The organism is Enterococcus sp. AMC1251, from assembly GCF_058216535.1.
Genome location: NZ_CM177098.1, coordinates 3,418,139 through 3,444,559 on the forward strand (window position 1 = coordinate 3,418,139; position 26,421 = coordinate 3,444,559).

Consider the following 26,421-nt stretch of genomic DNA (forward strand, 5'->3'; position numbering starts at 1 on the left):
ACAGGTATCTGAATTCTGCACATAATTATCTATCAATTTACATTATAAAAAAATTATTTTTTCATCACAATGTTGTCTACAACAATTTCGTTAGTGTCGCCTTTTTCAGCAGCATTAACTAATTGTTCTGCGTAGATTACGAATGAGTGAGAGCTGTGAGTCGCACCTGTTACTACTTCTACATTTGCAGCAGAACCGTCTTCTTCGTTCATAGCTTTAACTAACTCGTCGTTTAATGTTTTGATGTATTCAGCTGGACCTACACCAGATTTATCTTTCATGCTTTTGTTGTACTCAGCATCATCTTTTTTAGATTTGCCTTCGTCGTTCACATTATCATAATTAGATTCAGTTACTTTACCATCTTTAACAACGATTGAAAATTCAGTGTGGTAACCATTTGAGTTATTTTTTTCTTTCAATGAATACGTACCATCTTTAAGGTCAGCACCATTGTCGATTTCGATTGTTTTAGTATCTCCAGCTTGAGCTGCTTGGATCAATTGTTGTGCATAGTTTTGGAATGATTCACTAGAATGAGTCGCACCAGTTACAACTTCTACACCGTCAGCGCTTTGTGCTTTAACAAAAGAATCGTTTAATTCTTTAATATATTCAGCTGGACCTACGCCTGATTTGTCTTTCATTTTCTCTTCATATTCTTTATCGTCCGCTTTAGATTTACCATCGGCGTTGATGTTATCATATTTAGATTCGGTGATTTTTCCATCTTTAACGGTCATTTCAAATGTTGCACGGTAACCATTCGATTCATTTTTCTCTTCTAATTTATACGTACCATCTTGTAAATCAGCCCCAGCTTCTTTTTCTGCTACTGTAGAAGAATCAGCTGTTTTTGATGTTGCAGTGCTTGAGTCAGATGATTTCGCAGTATCTTTTTTGTCGTCTGATCCACATGCTGCTAATAAAAGAGATGAAAGTGCGATAGCTGTAAAGCCCTTTACAATTTTGTTCATTTTCATTTTTATTCACCTTTTCCTTTTCTTAAACGTTCCACAAATTTTGTTTGTGATCTAATTTACATTCTATAGAAAATTACAATTAAGTCAATTAAAGTTATAAAAGAAAGACAAATTTTTACCCGTTTTTCACTCCTTTTTAATAATAAAAATTTATTTCCTATATTTAAGAATTGTTATTAGACAAAACCTGAATATCGCTATATAATGGATTCAATTGTGTAATTATTATCATTTTCTATTTTATTTTTTTAAGGAGCGGATTATCAATGACAAAGCAAAAAATTGTCGTTGTGGGAGCTGGTTATGCTGGAGTCTCAGCTACTAAATTTTTAGCCAAAAAATTGAAAAAAGATTCTGACGTTGAGATTACTTTAATTGATCGTCATTCTTACCACACCATGATGACTGAGTTGCATGAAGTAGCTGGAGGACGTGTTGAACCTTCTGCGATACAATATGATTTGCAACGTTTATTCTCACGTAAAAAGAATGTCACTCTTGTAACAGACACTGTAACTGGTATCGATAAAGATAAAAAAGTCGTTCAAACGAAGTTAGGTGCTTATGAATTTGACCAATTAATTATCGGTATGGGTGGCGAGCCAAATGATTTTGGTACTCCTGGAGTTAAGGAACATGGTTTTACACTATGGTCGTTTGAAAACTCTCTGAAAATTCGTGAACATATTTTGGAAACCGTTGAAAAAGCGGCAATCGAACCAGATCCGGAAGTTCGTAAAGCAATGCTAACATTTGTTGTCTGTGGTTCAGGATTTACTGGTATTGAAATGATTGGTGAGCTGATTGACTGGAAAGATCGTCTTGCAAAAGACTTCAAACTCGATCCTAATGAATTTACATTAATGGTCGTTGAAGCAATGCCGACAATTTTAAACATGTTATCTCGTAATGACGCAGCCAAAGCTGAACGTTATTTAGAGAAGAAAAATGTTAAGTTACTACTTAATGCGCCAATTGTTGAAGTGGCTGCTGATCACATCAAGTTAAAAGATGGTTCTTCTGTTGCAACCCATACATTGATTTGGACTGCTGGTGTTAAAGCAACTTCTGATGCTGCTGACTTCGGTTTAGAATCTGCTCGTGGTAATCGTTTGATTGCAAATGAATACATGCAGGCTAAAGGTTATGAAGATAAAAATATTTATATTGTTGGTGACTTGGTATATTACGAAGAGTTCCCTGAAACACCAACACCGCAAATCGTTCAAGCCGCTGAGCAAACAGGTCACACAGCGGCTGCAAATATTGTAGCTGATATCAAAGGCAGTGAAAAACACAAATTCAAAGGGAATTATCAAGGATTCATGGTTTCTGTCGGCTCAAAATGGGGCGTGGCAAACTTATTCGATAAAATCCATCTTAGTGGTTTCTTAGCCATTATTATGAAACATATCGTTAACTTGAAATATTTCTTTGATATCCGTTCTGGTTATTACATGTTCCAATATATTATGCACGAGTTCTTCCATATTAAAGATGACCGTAATGTGGCGCGTGGGCATTCTTCTCGCTATGGTAATGTTCTATGGAGCGTTCCTCTACGTGTATTCTATGGTATGGTTTGGTTAGTTGAAGCTATGAAGAAAGTTGTTGGAACTGGCGATTACTTAAAGCCAAGCACTTGGTTCGGTGATGGTTCATGGTTTACCGATAAAGTCGCATTTCCGTTCCCATGGTTACAAGAACAAGTAACAACAGGAGCTTCTGCAGCAGGTGAAGCAACAACAGAAACTGCTAAAGCTACGTTTGGTTTAAGCTACGCATACGGTGAAGAACCAATGCAAGTCTTTGAACATATGCCTAAATGGTTTGAAAGTGTGATGAAATTCATGATGCCAAATCAAGAAGTAGCGTTATTCATGCAAAAATTCATGACAATCGTCGAAATCCTGATTGCTTTAGCATTGATTGCTGGATTATTCACTTGGTTAAGCAGTGCAGCGACAATTGGTTTGACAATTGCCTTCTGTCTTTCAGGTATGTTCTACTGGGTTAACATTTGGTTTATCTTTGTAGCATTCGCTTTAATGAATGGTTCTGGACGTGCACTAGGTTTAGACCGCTGGGTTATCCCTTGGGTACAACGTACACTTGGTAAATGGTGGTATGGAACACCTAAATCTAGATACGGTAGTAAATAATTACTTTTATAGTAAAAATCTAAGAGAGTTCTAGGTTTACTCCTAGAACTTTCTTTTCTCATTATGATAGAATATATTAAACTAAAAACTACAAAGGAGAGGAAAGAGTTGAATTTTAAAGAATTTATTCAAAAAAGTTATATACGTCCGTGGGATATTGTTATTATTTTACTTTTAACCATCAGTTCTTTCTTGCCCCTTGTTGTTTTTGGCATACAAAATACAGCGCGCGACGATGCAGCAAAACAAGCAGTCTTAAAAGTAGACGGCGAAGTTATCAAAGTCTTTGATTTAAAAGAAGATGGTCCCACTTATACATACAAATATGAAGCAGCTGATGGCGATTATAACCTAATTGAAATTAGTGGCGACAAAATCCGTATGGTTGAAACGAATTGCGGAGATCAAATTTGCGTACAGCGAGGATGGATATCTAAAGCAGGTGAAACACCGATTGCCTGTTTACCCCATAATTTATTCATCACAGTTGTAGCTTCTGACGGGAGTGAGGATGGCAGTTTGATTTACTAAACAGTGCCAGTATATATATGAGCAAATTACAGAAAAACATCTACATTTCCATGTTAGTTGCCCAAGGTGTAATCATCGGTTTAATTGAAAGTATGATTCCTTATCCCTTTGCTTTTGCTCCAGGTGCAAAATTAGGATTAGCTAACTTGATTACGATTATTGCCATTTTTACCATGCGAAAAAGAGACAGTTTCTTTTTAGTCTGTATGCGTCTGATTTTGACCACCTTGCTTGGTGGAACGATTTCCACCTTCTTTTACAGCGCTAGTGGCGCTTTGCTTAGTTATTTGGGCATGCTACTGATCATGCAGTTAGGTCCAAAACGTGTTAGTATTATCGGAATCAGTGCAGCAGGTGGATTTTTACATAATGTTGGACAACTTTTGACCACTTGTTTCTTTGCTGAGTCATGGGCTCCTATGCTGTATCTACCATTTCTTTCATTTATGGGCTTATTATCCGGGATTGCTATAGGAATTGCAGCTAACTACTTACTACGCCATGTTCAAACCTTACGCCAATTTCAGTTAAGTTATGAATCAACAACCAAGCATAAATGGAGTCAATATCTCCAGTAATACCTTGGTTTGATCGAGTACAATCAAAGGAGTCATTTTATGAACATTCATCCCATGTGGAAAAAACATCCTGAACTAGCAAAGGATTTAAACAGTACACTAAAACTAATGGAAAATAGTGTTACCTTAAAAAATAAAGAGGTTGAAAATGCTATACTATCTATGATCCATTCTGGAGGCAAGTTATTGAGACCCGCTTACCAGCTTCTATTTTCACAATTTGGAGAAGGTAGGGATCCTAAAAAAGCAGTTGCTTTAGCTGCTGCTATTGAATTATTGCACACTGCTACCTTGATTCATGACGATATCGTAGATAACGCGGACATCAGACGTAGTTTACCAACGATTCGTTCTCAGTTTGGTAATAGCACAGCAGTTTATGCTGGTGATTATTTGTTTGTGAGTTGTTTTAAACTTTTAGCAGACTATTCCTCTTCTTTAAACAGTATCCAACTAAATTCTAGAAGTATGGAAAAAATATTGAGCGGTGAGTTGGGACAAATGGATAACCGTTATAATCTTGATATGACAATTGATCAATATCTCGAAAATATTTCTGGTAAAACAGCTGAACTGTTTTCATTAAGTTGCTTTGTCGGCGCTTATGAAAGTGGGTCAACTGAACGATTTGCTAAAAAATGCGGGAAAATCGGAGAAAATATTGGACTTGCTTTTCAAATTATTGATGATATTTTAGACTATACACAAAGTCCTGAACAAATTGGTAAACCCGTACTAGAAGATGTCCGTCAAGGGATCTATTCGCTACCACTTTTATATGCTTTAGAGGAAGGTCGTGAAACGTTACTTCCTTACCTTGAAAAAGGTGAAACGTTGACTGATACTGAGACCAACAAAATCTTTGAACTTGTTCATTCATTTGGCGGTGTTGTTAAAGCTCAGAAACTCGCAGAAAAATATACACAACGAGCATTAAAAAGCATTAATAAGTTGCCTGAAACATCCATTGATGCTAAAAATGAATTATTAACAATCACACAAGCGATTCTTGCGCGAACAAATTAAAAACAAAAAAAAAGCCTATTCTTGAAATTTCTAAAACCATTCAATACTTATAACAGGTGCGTATTGTGTGGTTTTTAATCTAATTGGCTAGAAGCAAATAGATGTAGTTAGTTACCTACTCATTGCTTGCACCTATATGACTTTTTATTTTCGTTTCCACCACCTGAGCGTTATATCTGCACTCACTGTTGTCGGATAGTCGATTACTTTCTTTTTTCCATTCTTCAACATAAATTTTACCCGATAATATGTTCCTCCTCTCCAATATTTCTTTGTGCCAAACCGTTTACAAGATGCCAATTCGTCTCTTTTTATAACGATATCTGGTAAAAAAATCATAAATTGTTCACTACATCGCGCTTGAAGATGCCACATCGCCTCTTTATCAGAGCACTCACTTTTTAGTAATCTATGTAATTCCTGCTGCTGTTCCTTGGAACTCTCACGAAGGTACTTATTGATTTGATAACATGTTTTTACAAGCGGCAAAACCATTGCTATTCCCAAAACTATAGTTGGTACTGCGAATACCAATAAAAGAGAAACTAGTATATCTTCTACTGTGATATGAGGCAGTTTAAATCCATTAAAAATAGAAATTATAACTAAACCTACTATCATAAAAACCATAGCTGTTGTACTAAGAAAAAAAAATTTTTACCTACTTTATTAATATAGCTACTTATAAAATTCATACCGAACTATTACCCCTAATATTATTTGTCTGTATAGATAAAGGTTACTGAAATACTTAACTATGAAGGATAAGACAAACTAAAAAAAGTTCATCTCATCCTAATTTTTTATCTCATCGTCACAAATTCTTCTGAACCGGTTGGATGAATGGCGACTGTATTATCAAAATCTTTTTTCGTAGCTCCCATCTTAATAGCGACTGCAAAACCTTGCAGCATCTCATCTACGCCAAGACCAATACCATGTAGTCCAACAATTTTTTCCTCTTCACCAACACACACTAATTTCATGTCGCATTTTTGACGATACTCTCCTAATGCAAAATACATTGGAGTAAACGTTGATTGGTAGACTTTGATATTCTCATCACCATATTTTTCTTCTGCTTCTATTTCAGTCAAACCAACTGTCGCAATCGGTGGGTGAGTAAAGACAACAGTCGGAATCGTTTCATAGTCTAAATATTCATTTTCTTGCCCATTGAATAAACGTTCCGAAAGCCTTCTTCCTGCTGCAATCGCAACAGGTGTTAAATCAATTTTACCAATTACATCCCCAACAGCATATACGCCAGATTGCGTTGTATTTTGAAATTTGTCGACTTTTACGTAGCCTTTTTCTGTTAGCTCAATATGAGTATTCTCTAACCCTAAAGTATCTGTATTCGGTTGACGGCCAGTTCCAAAAACAATACTGTCCGCTGTGATCTTAGTTCCATTTTCAAAAGTAATCATCAATTCTCCAGAATCAAACTTCTCAATCGAACGAGGCGTTGAATGAGGATAAATATGCATACCATCTTCACTATAATGCTCAACCACTTTTTCAGAAAGCATTTCATCAAATTCTCGTAATGGGCGTTCTTTTCTAAATGCCCAATGCGTTTCAGCGCCTAATCCGTGGATTGTTCCAGCAAGTTCAGCGGCTATATAACCTGCACCAACAAATACAACGCGCTTCGGCAATTCATCTAAAGCAAAAAAGCCATTAGAATCTATCGCATATTCTTCACCAGGAATACCCAACTTTTTAGGACGTCCACCAGTCGCAATCAAAATATGAGGTGCTGTATACATTTCTCCACCTGCTTCGATTGTATGATCATCAACAAACGTTGCATATTCAGATAAAACGTCTACTTTGTTACTATCTAATCCACGATGATACGCTGCGTGTAAGTTATCAATGTATGCTTCACGATTTTGAACGAGTTTCTTGAAGCTAAATGCTTTTACATCTACATCAAATCCATATCCTTCTGTGTCTCGTTTCATCATTTCCATCATTGAACTTGCTTGCCACATCACTTTTTTTGGTACACAGCCAACATTGACACACGTTCCACCAATATCTGCAGCTTCAATCAATAAAACCTTAGCTCCATGCATACCTGCACGATTAGCAGAAGCAATTCCACCGCTGCCTCCGCCGATTACGATGTAATCATATTGTTTTGACATTGTTATTTATCCTCCTTATTTTATGAACTTTACTTTGCTATGAAAGGGATAAGCTACGACAGCCAATCCCTCATTCATATTACTTATTTCTTCTTACGAATCATATCCCCAACCGCTACTGGTTCTTCTACCGGCATTGTTAAAATCATCATTGGATTTGGTGCTCGATCGATTGACTCGCCTTCTTCATTATACATAACTTCTACTGTTTGATGGAAGTGATTGAACCCAGGACCATAAAATTCAATTTCATCGCCTACACTAAAATGATTTCTTTGACGAATTGTTGCGACTTTTGTTTTAGAATCATATGCCATCACTTCCCCGATAAATTTATATTGAGGGATCTTGCGGCGTTCTCCGAATAATTGTTCTTCGTCGGTCGGCACATGATAGTAAAAACCCGTTGAAAGTTCTCTTTGTGCCACTTTCCAGAGTTCATCGATCCATTCTTGTTTGCATTCATAATTTTCAGGATCTTCCATATACGTATCAACAGCTTTTTTATACACATTCGCCACAGTTGAAACGTAGTGAATTGATTTCATTCGTCCCTCGATTTTAAAACTATCGACACCATTTTGGATCAATTCAGGAATATGCTGGATCATCGCCATATCAACCGCACTCATTGAAAACTCTTCTTCAACTTCACCTTTGTCTGTTAAGCTTGTACGTTCAGCGCCAAAAGGCATATCATAAAGCTCATATTTCCAACGGCAAGATTGTGAACAACCTCCGCGATTAGCGTCACGCATCGACATATGATTCGACAACGTACATCTACCTGAATAAGAAATACACATTGCACCATGAATAAACGCTTCGATCTCAACATCCGTATTTTTACGGATTTCTGCTACTTCATCCATCGATACTTCCCGCGCTAAAACAACACGTTCTAATCCTTCGTTTTTCCAAAACTCTAATGTTTCATAATTGGTCGCTGAAGCTTGTGTAGATAAATGGATCGGCAAGCCAGGTGCTTCTGCTGCACAAATTTCAATCAAGGCTGGATCAGAAACGATTACGGCTGAAATACCAATATCACGAATTTCCCTAAAAAAGTCTCCTGCTCCTTCTTGATTCCCTTCATGCGTGACCATATTTGCTGCCACGTATACTTTTGCCCCATGTTCGTTAGCAAATGCTACACCTTCGATCATATCTTCTTTTGTGAAATTCCCTGCACGACTGCGCAAACCATAAGCATTTCCGCCAATGTATACCGCATCTGCTCCATAATGAATGGCTGTTTTTAGTTTTTCTAGCGTCCCTGCTGGTGCTAAGACCTCAGGACGCTTCAATGTTCGTTCGTTTGTCATGTGTTTTTTCTCCTTATTTTATCTCGTCTGGATCTAAATCAAAGAATCCGATATCTAAACCACGGTTTTCTGGATGTAAAGCTTCGATTTGATCAATTGCTTTTTGTGCCTGCTCACTCGACCAAAGACCTGTTTTGATTTTTTCTTTTGCATCTACAAATTGTTTGGCTACTTTTACAAAATTTTCACCTGGCGCATAGATCCCATCTAGTTTCCACTTTGTGTAATTATGCTCATGAAGTTTGTCCAGTTCACCAATTAAATTTACATCATTATCCGCAAAAATATGCGTGCCGTGGCTGTCTTCATAAATCGAATAGTGTGTCTCTTCTTTTTTAGGTTCTGATATAAACAAACCACGCTCTTTGCCTGCTGACTCATCATTTTTAGTGAAATTATAGTAGTTTTGCAGCAAAGGGCGCTTTGATTGATGAATGCATGTGGCGCCATACACAAGAACTTCAGCTGGAACCATCAAGTTTTCCTTCATCGCTTTCATTTCTTCAAAAGGAACTTCACGCGCCAATACTGCACCCGTTGCTCCACGTTTGGCCCAAAAATTGATTTGGCGAGAGCTAGTCACTAAGGTTTCGCCATCGTAAATATAGGGAATATCGATTCCATCACGTTGCATTACAAATACAACTCCTGGATCACCAACTGTTACTTGATCTACTTGAATTTCTTGTAAAAAAGCCAAATATTCCGGAACCTTTTTCATTTTTTCAGGATGCATGATACCATTCAATGCAATCGTTACTTTTTTATCGACCTCGTGCGCTTTTTCGGTAATAGTTCGCTGTTCTTCACGAGAAAATGACGTCGGCAAACGTAATCCAAACATCTCTTCTCCAATGTATAATGTGTCTACTCCTACTGCTAACAATGCCTCTGCTTGTTCAATCGACTCAGCAGTCGCAATAAGTTCAATCATTTTATATCCTCCTTTGAAAGCTGAGCAGGCTGTTCAGTCCTCGAATAATTAATATATCTTGTAGCTTTTTCTATAGTCTTCTAACAACTGTTTTATAGTAGCATAGGTTCACAAACTTTCCAATAGTCTCTCTATATTTTAACGTTCATTTTTCACAAAATAAATAACTTTATTCTAGTTTTACTAAAGTAAAAAAGCTGTACAAAACAGATTCGTTTTGCACAGCGAATTATTGATTTTTTTGATTAAATTGTTTGTAATACTTGTTCAGGTTTAGGCGACTTAACAGTCAACGTTATTTTGCCTTTACTTGCACCGATCGTTACTTTATCACCCAGATGGATTTGACCAGAAAGTAATGCCTCGCTTAAACGATCCTCGACCTCTTTTTGTAATGCTCGACGAATTGGTCGTGCACCATACTCTGGATCAAACCCAACTTTTCCAATCACTTCAATGGCTGCTGCTGTGATCTTCACATTGACATCTTGCGCTCTCAAACGCTTAACGATAGATTTGCTCATGATTTTCACGATTTCGTGGATTTCTTCTTGATCCAATGAACGGAAGACAACTGTTTCATCCACACGGTTCAAGAATTCTGGACGGAATGCTTTTTTCAATTCTTCCATGATTCGTTTTTGCATCGCATCGTAGTCTTTTGTCAGATCTTTTACATTAAAACCGACATTTTTTTCTTCACGAATCGCTGTTGCCCCAATATTTGACGTCATGATCAAAATTGTATTTCTAAAGTCCACTTTACGCCCTTTAGAATCAGTTAAATGACCATCATCCAGTACTTGTAACAGAATATTGAAGACATCTGGATGAGCTTTTTCTACTTCATCCAATAAAATGACAGAATATGGTTTTTGACGGATTTTTTCAGTTAACTGTCCGCCTTCTTCATAACCCACATATCCTGGAGGAGAACCAATCAAACGGCTCGTGCTATATTTTTCCATAAATTCAGACATATCCACACGAACAAGGGCGTCCTCACTACCAAACATTGTTTCAGCTAATGCTTTTGCAAGCTCTGTTTTACCTACACCTGTTGGGCCTAAGAACATGAATGATCCAATGGGTCTATCTGGATCTTTTAACCCGCTACGAGCTCTACGAATCGCACGTGACACGGCTTGAACAGCTTCCTCTTGACCAACTACGCGATGATGTAGAATACTTTCTAATTCAAGCAAACGTTCACTTTCCTTTTTCTCTAACTGTTGTAACGGCACGCCAGTCCATTGTGAGACAACATTCGCAACATCTTGCTCCGTCACTTGATTCGCATAGCCGGAAGCTTCTTTTTGTTCTAATAATAGAATGTTTTCTAATTTACGTGCTAGTTTTTTTTCTTTTTGGCGTAGTCTTGCTGCACTTTCAAAAGACTGTGATTGAATCGCTTCTTCTTTTTCTTGAACTAAACGAGCGATTTCCACGCGTAAATTATTGATTTCAGAGGGTTCATCTGCCAAATCTAAACGAACTTTAGCCGAAGACTCATCCATCAGATCGATTGCTTTGTCTGGTAATTGGCGAGAATTAATGTATCGTACAGATAATTGAACTGCCGCATGTAGCGCATCATCTGTGATTTCCACACCGTGATGTTCTTCATAACGAGAGCGTAAACCCTTTAGAATTTCTTCTGCTTCTTCCGGCGTTGGCTCATCGACTTGCACACGAGCAAAACGACGTTCTAATGCTGAATCTTTTTCGATATATTTTTGGTATTCATCTAGTGTTGTTGCACCGATCGTTTGCAATTCTCCTCTTGCAAGGGCTGGTTTTAAAATATTCGATGCATCGATCGCACCTTCAGCACCACCTGCACCAATTAAGGTATGCAATTCATCAATAAATAAAATCACTTCGCCATCTTGATAAATTTCATCGATTACTTTTTTTAGTCGATCTTCAAATTCACCGCGATACTTGGTACCGGCAACTAAGGCACCCATATCCAACATCATTAAGCGTTTTTCCAACATATCCTCAGGAACTTCAGCGTTCACAATTTTTTGAGCTAGTCCTTCAGCAATGGCAGTCTTACCAACACCAGGTTCACCAACTAAAACAGGATTGTTCTTCGTACGACGACTTAGAATTTGGATTAATCGTCTAACCTCTTGCGAACGCCCGACTACAGGATCTAAATCATTTTCACGCGCTAATTTTGTTAAATCACGCGCTAATGAATCCAAGGTTGGTGTTCCTTTTGGCGCAGCTTTTTGAGCTTGATTATTACGACGACGCCCTACATTCCCACTCATTTGTGGATCAGTAATGCCTATTTTCTTCATCAATAACTGACGCATCTTAGACAAACTTAACCCTAAATTTAATAAAATACGTGCAGCCAATATATCTTCATCTCTTAATAAACCAAGTAGGATATGTTCTGTTCCAATATTTGGCGCGCCTAAACGTTTCGCTTCATCGCCTGCATAAGCAAAAATTTGTTTTGCACGAGGAGAATAAGGTAAATAGGCACCTTTAGGATATCCTTTAACGGTTCCATAGCCAGTTACGTGCTCTATTTCTTCACGAATATCATTTTTATCAACGTCCAACTGACGCAATGATTTCCCTGCAATTCCATTCGGTTCTAAGACTAGTGCTAATAATAAATGTTCAGACCCCACAGATTGATGTCTAAAATATTTTGCTTCTTCTTGTGCAATAGCTAATACCGCCTTGGCACTTTCTGTAAATAATTCGTCCATACTATCATTCCTCCTCGTAACTCAAACGTTCTAAAAATGAATGCATTAATTGAGCACGTAAATAATCTTCATTTGAGCCCGCTTTGCCTAAAACTGTTTTTCCAAGAACAGACAACATCAGATTTCCTTCTCTTTTGGTAATAACTTCTTCTTCATACAACTTTTGCACAAAAATTAGTGCATCTTTTTCCGAAAGTTCACTCCCAGTAAATTGGGCTATTTGCTTTAGTAGTTGATCACTATCAGAAATTTGTACTTTAGCGATCCTAATATATCCACCACCACCACGTTTACTTTCAACAGAATAGCCTCGTTGAATCGTAAAGCGTGTATTGATAACATAATTAATCTGGGAGGGAACACAATTGAATAAGTGAGCCATCTCGGCTCTACGAATCTCAATTTTACTGCTTTCTTCAAGAATTTTTTTTAAATATGCCTCTATTAAATCCGAAGTATTTTGATTACTCATCACACTCATCCTTTTCCCTTGACTAATACTGACCTTAATTATACATAATTTCAAGTGTTTAATAAAGAAGAATGCCCGAATTGATAAGAAAAGGTAAATACATTGAACTAGCTAATTATTCAAATGAACAAAAAAGAACAGAGTAATCACTCTGTTCTTTAAATCGGGAAGACAGGATTCGAACCTGCGACCCCTTGGTCCCAAACCAAGTGCTCTACCAAGCTGAGCTACTTCCCGTAGCTAAATAATAAAAAAAAGACTAAACGCTTAAAAGGAACTAATACTCACTACCTTCTAAATCGCAGTCAAACATTTCAACTATGCACCCAAAGGGAGTCGAACCCCTAACCTCTTGATTCGTAGTCAAGCACTCTATCCAGTTGAGCTATGGGTGCTTTATACTTTTCAACCCCTATTCTGTCAATTTCACAATTGCCATTCATAGTGTTTCAAAGCAATGCCGAGGACCGGAATCGAACCGGTACGGTGATCACTCACCGCAGGATTTTAAGTCCTGTGCGTCTGCCAGTTCCGCCACCCCGGCGTTTTGAAAAGGCTAAGCGGAAAACGGGGTTCGAACCCGCGACCCCCACCTTGGCAAGGTGGTGCTCTACCACTGAGCTATTTCCGCAGTTTGGATGCCGGCTAAAGGATTTGAACCCTCGACCCTCTGATTACAAATCAGATGCTCTACCAACTGAGCTAAGCCGGCGTTATAATCGCCTAGTAATAAAACGAGACTAAAGATGCGGGTGAAGGGACTTGAACCCCCACGCCGTAAGGCGCTAGATCCTAAATCTAGTGCGTCTGCCAATTCCGCCACACCCGCAAAATATTTCTATGAGCCGTGCAGGGCTCGAACCTGCGACCCTCTGATTAAAAGTCAGATGCTCTACCAACTGAGCTAACGGCTCAAAAAATGGAGGTTGACGGGATCGAACCGCCGACCCCCTGCTTGTAAGGCAGGTGCTCTCCCAGCTGAGCTAAACCTCCAAGACAACACTTTAGCGTGGCGACGTCCTACTCTCACAAAGGGAAACCCTTCACTACAATCGGCGCTAAGAAGCTTAACTTCTGTGTTCGGCATGGGAACAGGTGTATCCTTCTCGCTATCGCCACCACACTGGGTGTTGTTGCTATTTAATTGAGTGCTTTTTATTCACTCAAAACTGGATTGAAGTAGTAATCAAACAGCCCGAAATACTTTTTTATTTCGTTTCTTTGGTTAAGTCCTCGACCGATTAGTATTGGTCCGCTCCGTACATCACTGCACTTCCACTTCCAACCTATCTACCTGATCATCTCTCAGGGGTCTTACTTTCTTAAAGAAATGGGAAATCTCATCTTGAGGTGGGCTTCACACTTAGATGCTTTCAGCGTTTATCCCTTCCCTACATAGCTACCCAGCAATGCCCTTGGCAGAACAACTGGTACACCAGCGGTAAGTCCATCCCGGTCCTCTCGTACTAAGGACAGCTCCTCTCAAATTTCCAACGCCCGCGACGGATAGGGACCGAACTGTCTCACGACGTTCTGAACCCAGCTCGCGTGCCGCTTTAATGGGCGAACAGCCCAACCCTTGGGACCGACTACAGCCCCAGGATGCGACGAGCCGACATCGAGGTGCCAAACCTCCCCGTCGATGTGGACTCTTGGGGGAGATAAGCCTGTTATCCCCAGGGTAGCTTTTATCCGTTGAGCGATGGCCCTTCCATGCGGAACCACCGGATCACTAAGCCCGACTTTCGTCCCTGCTCGACTTGTAAGTCTCGCAGTCAAGCTCCCTTCTGCCTTTACACTCTGCGAATGATTTCCAACCATTCTGAGGGAACCTTTGGGCGCCTCCGTTACTCTTTAGGAGGCGACCGCCCCAGTCAAACTGCCCACCTGACACTGTCTCCCACCACGATAAGTGGTGCGGGTTAGAGGGTTCATAACACAAGGGTAGTATCCCACCAGCGCCTCCACCGAAACTAGCGTTCCGGGTTCATCGGCTCCTACCTATCCTGTACATGTGGTACAAACACTCAATATCAAGCTACAGTAAAGCTCCATGGGGTCTTTCCGTCCTGTCGCGGGTAACCTGCATCTTCACAGGTACTAAAATTTCACCGAGTCTCTCGTTGAGACAGTGCCCAAATCGTTACGCCTTTCGTGCGGGTCGGAACTTACCCGACAAGGAATTTCGCTACCTTAGGACCGTTATAGTTACGGCCGCCGTTTACTGGGGCTTCAATTCTGAGCTTCGCCGAAGCTAACCCATCCTCTTAACCTTCCAGCACCGGGCAGGCGTCAGCCCCTATACTTCATCTTTCGATTTTGCAGAGACCTGTGTTTTTGATAAACAGTCGCTTGGGCCTATTCACTGCGGCTGACCGAAGTCAGCACCCCTTCTCCCGAAGTTACGGGGTCATTTTGCCGAGTTCCTTAACGAGAGTTCGCTCGCTCACCTTAGGATACTCTCCTCGACTACCTGTGTCGGTTTACGGTACGGGCAGTTGTTTTCTCACTAGAAGCTTTTCTTGACAGTGTGACATCAGGAACTTCGGTACTATTATTTCCCTCCCCATCACAGCTTGTCCGTACAGAGTAAAGCATTTGACTCTACTCAAGACTTACTGCTTGGACATGCACTTCCAGTCGCATGCATTCCTTAGCCTCCTGCGTCCCTCCATTGCTCAAACAAAAACAACTGGTACAGGAATATCAACCTGTTGTCCATCGCCTACGCCTTTCGGCCTCGGCTTAGGTCCCGACTAACCCTGGGCGGACGAGCCTTCCCCAGGAAACCTTAGTCATACGGTGGACGGGATTCTCACCCGTCTTTCGCTACTCATACCGGCATTCTCACTTCTAAGCGCTCCAGCCGTCCTCACGATCGACCTTCAACGCCCTTAGAACGCTCTCCTACCATTACACCAGAGGTGTAATCCACAGCTTCGGTAATATGTTTAGCCCCGGTACATTTTCGGCGCAGGGTCACTCGACTAGTGAGCTATTACGCACTCTTTAAATGGTGGCTGCTTCTGAGCCAACATCCTAGTTGTCTGTGCAACCCCACATCCTTTTCCACTTAACATATATTTTGGGACCTTAGCTGGTGGTCTGGGCTGTTTCCCTTTCGACTACGGATCTTATCACTCGCAGTCTGACTCCCGGATATAAATGAATGGCATTCGGAGTTTATCTGAATTCGGTAACCCGAGATGGGCCCCTAGTCCAAACAGTGCTCTACCTCCATCATTCTTAATTCCGAGGCTAGCCCTAAAGCTATTTCGGAGAGAACCAGCTATCTCCAAGTTCGTTTGGAATTTCTCCGCTACCCACAGCTCATCCCCGCACTTTTCAACGTACGTGGGTTCGGTCCTCCAGTGCGTTTTACCACACCTTCAACCTGGCCATGGGTAGATCACATGGTTTCGGGTCTACGACTACATACTCATTCGCCCTATTCAGACTCGCTTTCGCTGCGGCTCCGGCTCTTCACCTTAACCTCGCATGCAATCGTAACTCGCCGGTTCATTCTACAAAAGGCACGCCATTACCCATTAACGGGCTTTGACTTGTTGTAGGCACACGGTTTCAGGATCTATTTCACTCCCCTTCCGGGGTGCTTTTCACCTTTCCCTCACGGTACTGGTTCACTATCGGTCATTAGGGAGTATTTAGCCTTGCGGGATGGTCCCCGCGGATTCCGACGGAATTTCTCGTGTTCCGCCGTACTCAGGATCCTCCTAGGTGTTGCCAACATTTCGTCTACGGGGCTATTACCCACTTTGGCGAACCTTTCCAAGTTCTTCGACTATCTTGACAGACTACCACAACGGAGTCCTACAACCCCAACAAGCAAGCTTGTTGGTTTGGGCTTTTCCCGTTTCGCTCGCCGCTACTCAGGGAATCGAATTTTCTTTCTCTTCCTGCAGGTACTTAGATGTTTCAGTTCTCTGCGTCTACCTCTAACCAGCTATGTATTCACTGGAAAGTAACATCCTATAAAAGATGCTGGGTTTCCCCATTCGGAAATCTCTGGATCATAGCTCACTTACAGCTCCCCAAAGCATATCGGTGTTAGTCCCGTCCTTCATCGGCTCCTAATGCCAAGGCATCCACCGTGCGCCCTTATTCACTTAACCTTATGATCTTACGATCAATTGTTTGGTTCGTTTCTCTAGCGATAGAGGCGTCACCAATAAAATAAGCTTCGAACAGTTAATTAACTCTTCAACGCGGTGTTCTCGGTTTGTTTTGATTACTTTTTTACTTCAATATCCAGTTTTCAATGAACAATTCGTTTGAGAGAAACATTATAAGAAAAAAGATAATCAAACGATTAACTTTTTTGATAAACGTAAACCTCTCAAAACTGAACAAAGTATCGACGAATGTGTAAGTTTCCGTAATATTCCTTAGAAAGGAGGTGATCCAGCCGCACCTTCCGATACGGCTACCTTGTTACGACTTCACCCCAATCATCTATCCCACCTTAGGCGGCTGGCTCCACAAGGGTTACCTCACCGACTTCGGGTGTTACAAACTTTCGTGGTGTGACGGGCGGTGTGTACAAGGCCCGGGAACGTATTCACCGCGGCGTGCTGATCCGCGATTACTAGCGATTCCGGCTTCATGTAGGCGAGTTGCAGCCTACAATCCGAACTGAGAGAAGCTTTAAGAGATTTGCATGACCTCGCGGTCTAGCGACTCGTTGTACTTCCCATTGTAGCACGTGTGTAGCCCAGGTCATAAGGGGCATGATGATTTGACGTCATCCCCACCTTCCTCCGGTTTGTCACCGGCAGTCTCGCTAGAGTGCCCAACTGAATGATGGCAACTAACAATAAGGGTTGCGCTCGTTGCGGGACTTAACCCAACATCTCACGACACGAGCTGACGACAACCATGCACCACCTGTCACTTTGTCCCCGAAGGGAAAGCTCGATCTCTCGAGTGGTCAAAGGATGTCAAGACCTGGTAAGGTTCTTCGCGTTGCTTCGAATTAAACCACATGCTCCACCGCTTGTGCGGGCCCCCGTCAATTCCTTTGAGTTTCAACCTTGCGGTCGTACTCCCCAGGCGGAGTGCTTAATGCGTTAGCTGCAGCACTGAAGGGCGGAAACCCTCCAACACTTAGCACTCATCGTTTACGGCGTGGACTACCAGGGTATCTAATCCTGTTTGCTCCCCACGCTTTCGAGCCTCAGCGTCAGTTACAGACCAGAGAGTCGCCTTCGCCACTGGTGTTCCTCCATATATCTACGCATTTCACCGCTACACATGGAATTCCACTCTCCTCTTCTGCACTCAAGTCTCCCAGTTTCCAATGACCCTCCCCGGTTGAGCCGGGGGCTTTCACATCAGACTTAAGAAACCGCCTGCGCTCGCTTTACGCCCAATAAATCCGGACAACGCTTGCCACCTACGTATTACCGCGGCTGCTGGCACGTAGTTAGCCGTGGCTTTCTGGTTAGATACCGTCAAGGCAAGAGCAGTTACTCTCCTACTTGTTCTTCTCTAACAACAGAGTTTTACGATCCGAAAACCTTCTTCACTCACGCGGCGTTGCTCGGTCAGACTTTCGTCCATTGCCGAAGATTCCCTACTGCTGCCTCCCGTAGGAGTCTGGGCCGTGTCTCAGTCCCAGTGTGGCCGATCACCCTCTCAGGTCGGCTATGCATCATGGCCTTGGTGAGCCGTTACCTCACCAACTAGCTAATGCACCGCGGGTCCATCCATCAGTGACACCCGAAAGCGTCTTTCAAATCTACACCATGCGGTGTTGACTATTATGCGGTATTAGCACCTGTTTCCAAGTGTTATCCCCCTCTGATGGGTAGGTTACCCACGTGTTACTCACCCGTCCGCCACTCCTCTTTTCAAATGAGTGCAAGCACTCGGTAGAAAAGAAGCGTTCGACTTGCATGTATTAGGCACGCCGCCAGCGTTCGTCCTGAGCCAGGATCAAACTCTCATAATAAAAGTTGAACACAATCCGAAGATTGTTAAGCTCATTTGGTTGCTAGCATATTGCTTCGCTTTGTTAAAAATTGTTGTTTGTTTTTACCGTTGTAAAAACAACCTACACATTTGGTTCGTCTTACTTTGTTCAGTTTTCAAAGGTCTACTGTGTTACCTCGCAGCAACTTTTATATCATATCAAATCTCTGATTCGATGTCAACACTTTTTCAAAAAAAGTTTCAAAGTTTTTTTCTGCTTGATGTTATCGAATGTTTTGCGACAACTTCATTAGTTTATCAGGTTGTTTGTTATTTGTCAACAACTTTCTTCCTGATTTTTCAAGTTTTTTTAGAACCTGAAACGTTATTCTACTTTTGTCATTCGGCGTATTTCATCAGTGCCTTGCGACAAGATATAATATACCAAGTTTCTAAGCTTAGGTCAACTAATATTTGCACTTTTTTTCAACTTTTTTACGTTGCCGATTATTTTGTCATTTCCGTTCTTTATTGTTCGTTTCTAGACTGAAAAAGTAAGTTTTTTCGGCTATTTCTTAATTTTCGATAACATTTTCTAAGTTTCCCGTAATTTCTACTTGTTTTTGTCAATTTTTCTATTTTTTTGTTAGAATAAGAAAGAAGGATTCTACTATTTTATGGAGGAAATAAACGATATGAAAATTTTAGTTGCTGATGATGATAAAGAGATCGTAGAACTACTGAGTATTTATATTCACAATGAAGGGTATGAAGTTGTTAAAGCTTACGATGGAAAAGAAGCTTTATCTAAGATTCGAACAATTTCAAATGTTGATTTACTTATCTTAGATATCATGATGCCAATTATGGATGGCATGCAAGTAGTTAAGGAATTACGCAAAGAATCTCAAATTCCTATTATTATGCTAACTGCTAAAACTACTGATATGGATAAAATTAAAGGTTTAGTGGCAGGCGCTGATGACTACGTCACAAAACCATTTAATCCATTAGAAGTAATGGCTCGCGTTAAGTCTATCTTAAGACGTAGCCAAATGCAGCTCAAAGCGGATGAACCTGATGTACTTGAAATAGGCTCGTTGATTATTAACAAGGATTCCCACGAAGTAAAAACAGTCGAAGGAAAAGAAATTCAATTAACTGCATTGGAATTCGGGATTTTATATCTATTAGCTAGTCATCCGAATCGCGTTTTTAGTGCTGATGAAATTTTTGAACGTGTGTGGCAACAAGAAAGTATTGTTTCTGCAAAAACAGTCATGGTTCATGTAAGTCACTTGAGAGATAAGATAGAAGACGCAACTGGTGGAGAAAAAGTTATTCAAACAGTTTGGGGAGTTGGATATAAGATCGATGCTCGTTAGACAAAAGAAAATTGAAAAACAAAAAAGAATCACCTTAACATCAAAGGAAATTAGTGAATTACTCGCTGAAGGAATCGTCACGATTATCCTGTTACTTCTATTAAATGTCTCGATTACGGTTATTCTTAGCGGCAATCAAACATTACAAGGTATTATCTGGGCAACTAAAGGTGCTTTTGCAACAGAGCTAAATACAGATTTATTTTGGAGTTTGAGTAAATTTGTTATTCCTATCTTTTTTATAGTGGACGTTGCTGTGTTGTACTGGCGTTTGATTCGTCGTTATCGTCAAATGCAATTGCGCCACATTATTAGTGAGTTGCATTACATTGCTGATGGTAATTACGACCACCGTATTCCATTTGAGCTAAGTGGTGATTTAGCAAAAGTTGTTACTAGTATCAACGGTTTAGTTGATAGCACCGTTGCGGCAATTGAGGACGAACGTAAAATAGAAAAATCAAAAGACGAACTGATCACAAATGTTAGTCATGATATTAGAACGCCTTTAACTTCTATTATAGGTTATTTAGGTTTGATTGAGGATCGACAATTTCATAACGAAGAAGATTTGCTGAAGTATACACATACAGCTTACGTAAAAGCGAAACAAATGAAATTGCTTGTTGATGATCTTTTTGAATATACAAAAGTTCGTCAGCCCTCAGTTCCTATCAATACGATTAGTTTTGATATGGCGCAATTAATTGAACAACTTGCTGCTGATTTTGAGCTGGAGGCAGATAAAAACGACATGACGATTCAAGTTAATGCTAATCCGCCATCGATAAAAATGGATGGTGACACAGAAAAACTAGTTCGTGTCTTCAACAATCTACTATCAAATGCACTTAAATACGGTAAGGGTGGGAAAAATATCGTCATTGACGTAGAGAAGGTTGGGACAGAAGCTGTAATCTCGGTTAGAAACGATGGTCCTCCAATTCCAAAAAAATCTTTAGATCAATTATTTGATCGTTTCTACCGTGTGGAAGAATCACGTTCCCAAGAAACAGGTGGAACAGGTCTTGGTTTGGCTATTGCACAAAGCATTATTGCATTACATGGAGGATATATCTATGCAACATCTGATAATCATTGGACCTCTTTTATTATTCATTTGCCTTTGAAGAGAAATTGATTTACTAAGGTTGACATCCAAACAAAAGTTTTGTATCCTAGTGACAAGCAAAGAGAAAAAGTATTTATAGTGCTGAATCAAAGAGAGTTTGCGGTGGTGAGAGCAAATATTCTACTATAAAGAAGTCCGTCTCTGTTCCTTGCGTTTAACGAAATAAGTTAAACCGGTCACAGCCGTTATCTGTATTACAAGTGCAGCTTTAAGCTGAACTTGGGTGGTACCGCGAAATTCAAGTCATTTCGTCCCAAGAAATTTTTTCTAGGGATGGAGTGGCTTTTTATTTTATTTCAATGTTATCTAGCTACATGGTCTAGCCCATCACGCTTTTAAACTTAAGGAGGAGTAATTATGTTAGATGTAAAAATGATTCGTCAAAATTTTGATGCTGTTCAAGCAAAATTGAAAACCCGTGGTGTAAAGGAAGAGGTATTAATAGAATTCTTGCGTTTAGATGAAAGCCGTCGGAATTTATTAGTAAAATCAGAAGAGCTAAAAAAATATCGGAATGATGTTTCTGCCGAAATCGCACAGTTAAAACGAAATAAAGAAGATGCCACTGCCAAGATTACTGAAATGAAAGAAGTTGGTGGCAAGATCAAATCCATGGACACTGAAATCGAAGAGATTGATACAAAACTTCATGAAATTTCTACAACATTACCGAATCTTCCTCATGATTCAGTACCTATCGGGGCAGATGAAGACGATAATGTTGAAGTACGCCGTTGGAGCGAGCCTAGAAATTTTGCTTTTGAACCGAAACCTCATTGGGATGTAGCAGAAAATCTGGATATTCTTGATTTTGAGCGTGGAGCAAAAGTCTCTGGAAGTCGTTTTGTCTACTATAAAGGATTAGGTGCCAGATTAGAGCGTGCATTGTACAACTTTATGCTGGATATGCACGTTTATGACCATGGTTATACCGAAATGATGACCCCTTATATCGTAAACAGCAACTCTATGTTTGGTACTGGTCAATTTCCAAAATTCAAAGAAGACGTTTTTCAACTAGATGGAACCGATATGACATTGATCCCAACGGCTGAGGTTCCTTTGACAAACTATTATAATAACGAAATTTTAGATAGTAAAGATTTACCTATCTATTTTACAGCACTTAGTCCATCTTTCCGTTCTGAAGCTGGAAGTGCCGGTCGCGATACGAGAGGCTTGATTCGTCTGCATCAATTCAACAAAGTAGAAATGGTGAAATTCAGTGATGCAGAACATTCTTATGAAGAATTAGAAAAAATGACGGCAAATGCAGAAGATATTTTACAAAAATTGAATTTACCTTATCGCGTCCTGTCGCTAGCAACAGGCGATATGGGCTTCTCTGCTGCAAAAACGTATGACTTAGAAGTCTGGATCCCAGCTCAAAATGCTTATCGTGAAATTAGTTCTTGTTCAAACTGTGAAGATTTTCAAGCTCGTCGTGCAATGATCCGCTACCGTGATGAAAATGACAAAGTACAATATGCTCATACGCTAAATGGGTCTGGTTTGGCTGTAGGTCGGACAGTTGCAGCTATCTTAGAAAATTATCAAAATGAAGACGGAACAGTAACCATTCCAGAAGTTTTGATTCCATACATGGGTAACTTGAAATTAATTAGATAAATAAAAAAATTACTAATTTATTTCTAAGGCTGTTGAAAGTCCTAAACGAGCATGATACATTTATATTAAATTTATAAATAAAAAGGATCAAACGTTATGGACAAAAGTAATCACTCACGAGGAACCCGAAAAAGTCGGCGCAAAAAAAATAAGTGTAGTTTTTCAAAAAAAATGGCTTTTACGGCAGTTTGCGCACTTTCATTCATTTTAATCTGCGGTGGCGTTTATGCAACCTACGCTATACAGCATGACTCCAATGAAGCAAACAAAGTGGAAGATGAACGGCAATATAAACAAAAAGAGGCCTTATTATTAGAAAAAATTCGGACATCTCAAAATCAAGAAGACTTTGAGACTATGGAGCAAGAAAAAATAGATGGTAGCATCCAAACACTTGTTTATGAACCCGTCGCAGCTGACTTTATTCCTCAATTATCAACTATCAAAACCGAGTTGACCGCTTTGATAGCCACTGCTCAAAGGAACAGTCCTAAAGAAGCTACAATTAAATTCGTCGGTTATGTGAAAACTGAAAAAATTAATGAACAGTTGATCGGTTATCAACCCGTTGTTGAAACCTATACTTGGGATCGAAAAAAAGCTGATTGGTCCGAGAAAACTGAAAAGGGGAAAAATACTGCATTTGTTAATCAAAAAACAAAGAAACCGTTAAGCTTGCTTGATATTTTTATGAGTGAAGCGAATGTTTTAGCTATTCAGCAAGTCATTCAGCAAAAATTACTCTCTGAAAGCCCAGACGGAAATGCCATTATCGATGGTATTCTCAACATGCCGAGCATTTCTTTAGAGGGAACTTCCTTTACTTATTATTCCGACAAAATCAGTTTAGCCTTACCAGAAAATCCAACTAGCAAAAAAGAAATTACATTGTCTTATAAAGAAATTGCTGGCTACGTAAATCCTGAGTTTGTTGGTGCTTCGTCTATTAAAGATGCCTTACCTGAACCTTTAGCTCCAGATAAAAAGTACATTTCACTAACATTTGATGATGGTCCAAACCCTGAAACAACACCTAAAATTTTAGATATCTTAAAAGAAAAAGGCGTCAAAGCTACATTCTTTATGCTTGGGCAAAATGTTGTAAAACATGAATCACTCGTTAAACGAGTAGCGGTAGAAGGGCATGAAGTAGCTAGCCATTCTTATTCACATCCTCAATTGACTGGAGTCGACGCACAAAAAGTGAAAGAAGAAGTGCAGAATACAGACAAAGCCATCTACCATGCTATCGGCAAACTCCCAACTGATTTTAGACCGCCTTATGGGGCTATAAATAAAGATGTAGCAGCAATCATTGGTAAACCGATCATTCAATGGTCTGTCGATTCGCAAGATTGGCAAAGTCATGACGCACAAAAGATCATTAAACGTATCGATGATACAGCTTACAATGATACAATCGTCTTGATGCATGATATTCATCCAGATACAGTGGATGCTGTATCAACTGTGATCGACCACTTACGTGGAGAAGGTTATGAGATTTTACCTTCTAAAGAATTATTAGGAAAAAAAGCCAAACCACTCCATATGTATTATGGTTCCAAAGATGAACGTCCCGTTCAATAAATATAAAAACTTCCGATGCCTATGCGACATCGGAAGTTTTTATATTTATCTCGATTTATTGTTCTACAGAGTAATTAGGCGCTTCTTTTGTAATTTGCACATCATGAGGATGAGATTCTTTCAATCCATTCCCACTCATTTGAATGAACTGTGCTTCTTCACGCAGTTGTTTTAAGTTTGCCGCACCGACATATCCCATACCTGATTTTAATCCACCAATTAACTGAAAAACAATATCTGATACACTGCCTTTATAAGCAACACGGCCTTCAATACCTTCTGGAACTAGTTTATTAGCTTCATTGACACCGCCTTGGAAATAACGGTCACTTGAACCTTTTTCCATTGCGCCTAACGAACCCATTCCCCGATATGTTTTAAAACGACGGCCTTGATAAATTTCAAATTCACCTGGTGATTCATCTGTTCCCGCCAACATACTACCTAACATAACTGCATGTCCACCAGCAGCTAAAGCTTTCACGATATCACCTGAATACTTGATCCCGCCATCAGCGATAATTGCCTTACCATATTTACGCGCAACAGAAGCCGCATCATAGATAGCTGTTAATTGAGGAACACCCACACCTGCAACAACACGAGTTGTACAAATAGAACCAGGTCCGATCCCAACCTTAACCACATCCACACCTACATCATAAAGTGCTTTAGCACCTTCAGCTGTTGCGATATTTCCAGCAATTAATGTTGCGTCTGGGAATGTATCACGAATTTCTTTGATCTTACGAATCACACCTGCACTATGACCATGAGCTGTATCGATAATGATTGCATCAACGCCTGCATCTAATAAAGCTTCCGCACGTTCAAATGTATCACTTGTCACGCCAACTGCCGCAGCGACTAGTAAACGGCCATGCTCATCTTTTGCTGCATTTGGAAATTCTATTACTTTTTCAATATCTTTGATTGTGATCAAGCCACTTAAGCGGTTGTTTTCATCAACAATCGGTAGTTTTTCGATTTTATGTTTTTGTAAAATCTTTTCAGCATCTTTTAGAGAAGTACCAACTGGGGCAGTAACTAAGTTGTCTTTTGTCATTACTTCGTCGATCTTCATTTGATAATCTGTTACAAATCGCATATCACGGTTCGTAATGATGCCAACTAATTTACGGTTGTCCATCGTTTCTACGATGGGTACTCCGCTAATACGGTATTTACTCATCAGATTTTCAGCATCTGCGACTAAATTCGTTGGTGTTAAGAAAAATGGATCGATGATCACGCCACTTTCAGAGCGTTTTACTTTACGAACTTCATCTGCTTGTTGGGCGATACTCATATTTTTATGAATAACACCTAAACCGCCTTGTCGAGCCATTGAAATTGCCATTTTACTATCTGTTACTGTATCCATACTTGCACTGATTAGAGGAATATTCAACTTAATATTTTTTGCAAGTTGGATACTCATATCTACTTCATTGGGTAATACATAACTCTCTGCTGGAATCAATAAAACATCATCAAATGTAAGACCTTTTTTCTCGAATTTTGTTTCCCAGTTAGACATTTTCCAGACCACTCCTCTATCTTAATTTTATATAAGAAAATAACAGATAATAAAAAAGAAGTCAACCGCATTTCCCTGTTTACAGAGATTTTCTTTTCGTCCCTCGAAACATGAGCATATTCTCATTTTTTTGTTATCAAAATAAAAGGATAACTACGGTTATTTCTTTGCTTTCCATTCCTTATTATTATGGTAACGTGCTGAAACTTTTCTTTCAAACATGAACCCTTTCATTTTTAAACTAATAAGCAATTTATCTATAACTAAAAAAGCCAAAAAAGGGAGTGGTACAAAATGAAATACACTTTTGTT

Annotated in this window: 16 protein-coding genes, 8 tRNA genes, 3 rRNA genes and 1 other annotated feature; of the genes, 8 read left to right on the plus strand and 19 right to left on the minus strand. The window is 39.8% G+C overall.

The features are described from left to right. Nucleotides 1–53 precede the first annotated feature (53 nt). Complete coding sequence (gene pplA / locus AC4BBR_RS16160) at nucleotides 54–983, minus strand: extracellular electron transfer flavoprotein PplA (protein WP_490460487.1); 930 nt, start codon at nucleotides 981–983, stop codon at nucleotides 54–56. A 266-nt stretch (nucleotides 984–1,249) separates the two neighbouring features. Between pplA and AC4BBR_RS16165 the strand changes: the two genes are divergently transcribed. From AC4BBR_RS16165 to AC4BBR_RS16180, 4 genes are all read left to right on the plus strand, one after another. After that, nucleotides 1,250–3,145 carry an FAD-dependent oxidoreductase gene (locus AC4BBR_RS16165; RefSeq protein WP_490460488.1) on the plus strand — a complete coding sequence of 632 codons (1,896 nt, stop codon included), beginning with the start codon at nucleotides 1,250–1,252 and terminating at the stop codon, nucleotides 3,143–3,145. A 108-nt stretch (nucleotides 3,146–3,253) separates the two neighbouring features. Then, nucleotides 3,254–3,676, plus strand: a complete 423-nt coding sequence (locus AC4BBR_RS16170; protein ID WP_490460489.1) for a NusG domain II-containing protein — start codon at nucleotides 3,254–3,256, stop codon at nucleotides 3,674–3,676. Between the two features lie 17 nt (nucleotides 3,677–3,693). After that, nucleotides 3,694–4,254 carry a Gx transporter family protein gene (locus AC4BBR_RS16175; RefSeq protein WP_490460490.1) on the plus strand — a complete coding sequence of 187 codons (561 nt, stop codon included), beginning with the start codon at nucleotides 3,694–3,696 and terminating at the stop codon, nucleotides 4,252–4,254. Nucleotides 4,255–4,293: 39 nt separating this feature from the next. Then, nucleotides 4,294–5,280 (plus strand): polyprenyl synthetase family protein, encoded by a 987-nt coding sequence (locus AC4BBR_RS16180; protein ID WP_490460491.1) that lies wholly within the window; start codon nucleotides 4,294–4,296, stop codon nucleotides 5,278–5,280. Nucleotides 5,281–5,424: 144 nt separating this feature from the next. On the opposite strand, the gene AC4BBR_RS16185 is transcribed toward AC4BBR_RS16180, so the two are convergent. The 17 genes from AC4BBR_RS16185 to AC4BBR_RS16265 all read right to left on the minus strand — a co-directional run bounded on the left by AC4BBR_RS16185 (nucleotide 5,425) and on the right by AC4BBR_RS16265 (nucleotide 18,873). Further along, on the minus strand, nucleotides 5,425–5,901 hold the full coding sequence (locus tag AC4BBR_RS16185; protein WP_490460492.1) for a hypothetical protein: 477 nt from the start codon (nucleotides 5,899–5,901) through the stop codon (nucleotides 5,425–5,427). A gap of 182 nt (nucleotides 5,902–6,083) precedes the next feature. Then, nucleotides 6,084–7,436 (minus strand): glutathione-disulfide reductase, encoded by a 1,353-nt coding sequence (gene gor, locus AC4BBR_RS16190; RefSeq protein WP_490460493.1) that lies wholly within the window; start codon nucleotides 7,434–7,436, stop codon nucleotides 6,084–6,086. A gap of 83 nt (nucleotides 7,437–7,519) precedes the next feature. Continuing rightward, a complete protein-coding gene (locus tag AC4BBR_RS16195) occupies nucleotides 7,520–8,761 on the minus strand; it encodes a peptidase U32 family protein (RefSeq protein WP_490460494.1) in 1,242 nt (413 codons plus the stop codon). 13 nt (nucleotides 8,762–8,774) lie between these two features. Continuing rightward, nucleotides 8,775–9,695: a peptidase U32 family protein gene (locus AC4BBR_RS16200; protein ID WP_490460495.1), complete on the minus strand. Its 921-nt coding sequence runs from the start codon at nucleotides 9,693–9,695 to the stop codon at nucleotides 8,775–8,777. A gap of 245 nt (nucleotides 9,696–9,940) precedes the next feature. Continuing rightward, nucleotides 9,941–12,430, minus strand: coding sequence for an ATP-dependent Clp protease ATP-binding subunit (locus AC4BBR_RS16205; protein WP_490460496.1), 2,490 nt, complete (start codon nucleotides 12,428–12,430; stop codon nucleotides 9,941–9,943). Between the two features lie 4 nt (nucleotides 12,431–12,434). Beyond that, complete coding sequence (locus tag AC4BBR_RS16210) at nucleotides 12,435–12,902, minus strand: CtsR family transcriptional regulator (RefSeq protein WP_490460497.1); 468 nt, start codon at nucleotides 12,900–12,902, stop codon at nucleotides 12,435–12,437. Between the two features lie 163 nt (nucleotides 12,903–13,065). Then, nucleotides 13,066–13,139 (minus strand) — tRNA-Pro (locus AC4BBR_RS16215). Between the two features lie 84 nt (nucleotides 13,140–13,223). After that, a tRNA-Arg gene (locus AC4BBR_RS16220) sits at nucleotides 13,224–13,297 on the minus strand. A gap of 63 nt (nucleotides 13,298–13,360) precedes the next feature. Beyond that, nucleotides 13,361–13,446: transfer RNA gene (locus AC4BBR_RS16225), tRNA-Leu, on the minus strand. A gap of 15 nt (nucleotides 13,447–13,461) precedes the next feature. Continuing rightward, nucleotides 13,462–13,533: transfer RNA gene (locus tag AC4BBR_RS16230), tRNA-Gly, on the minus strand. Between the two features lie 8 nt (nucleotides 13,534–13,541). Beyond that, a tRNA-Thr gene (locus AC4BBR_RS16235) sits at nucleotides 13,542–13,614 on the minus strand. A gap of 35 nt (nucleotides 13,615–13,649) precedes the next feature. Continuing rightward, nucleotides 13,650–13,731, minus strand: a tRNA-Leu gene (locus tag AC4BBR_RS16240). Nucleotides 13,732–13,743: 12 nt separating this feature from the next. Further along, nucleotides 13,744–13,816, minus strand: a tRNA-Lys gene (locus AC4BBR_RS16245). A gap of 6 nt (nucleotides 13,817–13,822) precedes the next feature. Beyond that, a tRNA-Val gene (locus AC4BBR_RS16250) sits at nucleotides 13,823–13,895 on the minus strand. 14 nt (nucleotides 13,896–13,909) lie between these two features. Next, nucleotides 13,910–14,025: ribosomal RNA gene (gene rrf / locus AC4BBR_RS16255) — 5S ribosomal RNA — on the minus strand. Nucleotides 14,026–14,123: 98 nt separating this feature from the next. Further along, nucleotides 14,124–17,035, minus strand: a 23S ribosomal RNA gene (locus AC4BBR_RS16260). A 277-nt stretch (nucleotides 17,036–17,312) separates the two neighbouring features. After that, a 16S ribosomal RNA gene (locus AC4BBR_RS16265) occupies nucleotides 17,313–18,873 on the minus strand. The 16S, 23S and 5S rRNA genes sit together here with 8 tRNA genes alongside, the layout of an rRNA operon. Before the next feature lie 655 nt (nucleotides 18,874–19,528). Between AC4BBR_RS16265 and croR the strand changes: the two genes are divergently transcribed. The 4 genes from croR (at nucleotide 19,529) to AC4BBR_RS16285 (ending at nucleotide 24,569) form a co-directional block, all read left to right on the plus strand. Next, nucleotides 19,529–20,218 (plus strand): response regulator transcription factor CroR, encoded by a 690-nt coding sequence (gene croR / locus AC4BBR_RS16270; protein WP_490460498.1) that lies wholly within the window; start codon nucleotides 19,529–19,531, stop codon nucleotides 20,216–20,218. Then, on the plus strand, nucleotides 20,208–21,359 hold the full coding sequence (gene croS, locus AC4BBR_RS16275) for a sensor histidine kinase CroS (RefSeq protein WP_490460499.1): 1,152 nt from the start codon (nucleotides 20,208–20,210) through the stop codon (nucleotides 21,357–21,359). Before croR ends, croS begins: the two co-directional genes overlap by 11 nt. A gap of 38 nt (nucleotides 21,360–21,397) precedes the next feature. Beyond that, nucleotides 21,398–21,609: a binding site (T-box leader), on the plus strand. A 98-nt stretch (nucleotides 21,610–21,707) separates the two neighbouring features. After that, entirely contained in the window at nucleotides 21,708–22,979 is a 1,272-nt protein-coding gene (gene serS, locus AC4BBR_RS16280; RefSeq protein WP_490460500.1) for a serine--tRNA ligase, read from the plus strand. 96 nt (nucleotides 22,980–23,075) lie between these two features. After that, nucleotides 23,076–24,569 (plus strand): polysaccharide deacetylase family protein, encoded by a 1,494-nt coding sequence (locus AC4BBR_RS16285; RefSeq protein ID WP_490460501.1) that lies wholly within the window; start codon nucleotides 23,076–23,078, stop codon nucleotides 24,567–24,569. Between the two features lie 55 nt (nucleotides 24,570–24,624). Here AC4BBR_RS16285 and guaB read toward each other — a convergent pair whose 3' ends face one another. Then, nucleotides 24,625–26,109, minus strand: coding sequence for an IMP dehydrogenase (guaB, locus tag AC4BBR_RS16290; protein ID WP_490460502.1), 1,485 nt, complete (start codon nucleotides 26,107–26,109; stop codon nucleotides 24,625–24,627). Nucleotides 26,110–26,421: the final 312 nt, after the last annotated feature.

What these genes read in the sequence shown, in the direction of transcription:
- pplA (WP_490460487.1), bottom strand. Translation starts at nt 983, where the DNA reads ATGAAAATGAACAAAATTGTAAAGGGCTTTACAGCTATCGCACTTTCA.
- AC4BBR_RS16165 (WP_490460488.1), top strand. Translation starts at nt 1,250, where the DNA reads ATGACAAAGCAAAAAATTGTCGTTGTGGGAGCTGGTTATGCTGGAGTC.
- AC4BBR_RS16175 (WP_490460490.1), top strand. Translation starts at nt 3,694, where the DNA reads ATGAGCAAATTACAGAAAAACATCTACATTTCCATGTTAGTTGCCCAA.
- AC4BBR_RS16180 (WP_490460491.1), top strand. Translation starts at nt 4,294, where the DNA reads ATGAACATTCATCCCATGTGGAAAAAACATCCTGAACTAGCAAAGGAT.
- AC4BBR_RS16185 (WP_490460492.1), bottom strand. Translation starts at nt 5,901, where the DNA reads ATGATAGTAGGTTTAGTTATAATTTCTATTTTTAATGGATTTAAACTG.
- gor (WP_490460493.1), bottom strand. Translation starts at nt 7,436, where the DNA reads ATGTCAAAACAATATGATTACATCGTAATCGGCGGAGGCAGCGGTGGA.
- AC4BBR_RS16195 (WP_490460494.1), bottom strand. Translation starts at nt 8,761, where the DNA reads ATGACAAACGAACGAACATTGAAGCGTCCTGAGGTCTTAGCACCAGCA.
- AC4BBR_RS16200 (WP_490460495.1), bottom strand. Translation starts at nt 9,695, where the DNA reads ATGATTGAACTTATTGCGACTGCTGAGTCGATTGAACAAGCAGAGGCA.
- AC4BBR_RS16205 (WP_490460496.1), bottom strand. Translation starts at nt 12,430, where the DNA reads ATGGACGAATTATTTACAGAAAGTGCCAAGGCGGTATTAGCTATTGCA.
- AC4BBR_RS16210 (WP_490460497.1), bottom strand. Translation starts at nt 12,902, where the DNA reads ATGAGTAATCAAAATACTTCGGATTTAATAGAGGCATATTTAAAAAAA.
- croR (WP_490460498.1), top strand. Translation starts at nt 19,529, where the DNA reads ATGAAAATTTTAGTTGCTGATGATGATAAAGAGATCGTAGAACTACTG.
- croS (WP_490460499.1), top strand. Translation starts at nt 20,208, where the DNA reads ATGCTCGTTAGACAAAAGAAAATTGAAAAACAAAAAAGAATCACCTTA.
- serS (WP_490460500.1), top strand. Translation starts at nt 21,708, where the DNA reads ATGTTAGATGTAAAAATGATTCGTCAAAATTTTGATGCTGTTCAAGCA.
- AC4BBR_RS16285 (WP_490460501.1), top strand. Translation starts at nt 23,076, where the DNA reads ATGGACAAAAGTAATCACTCACGAGGAACCCGAAAAAGTCGGCGCAAA.
- guaB (WP_490460502.1), bottom strand. Translation starts at nt 26,109, where the DNA reads ATGTCTAACTGGGAAACAAAATTCGAGAAAAAAGGTCTTACATTTGAT.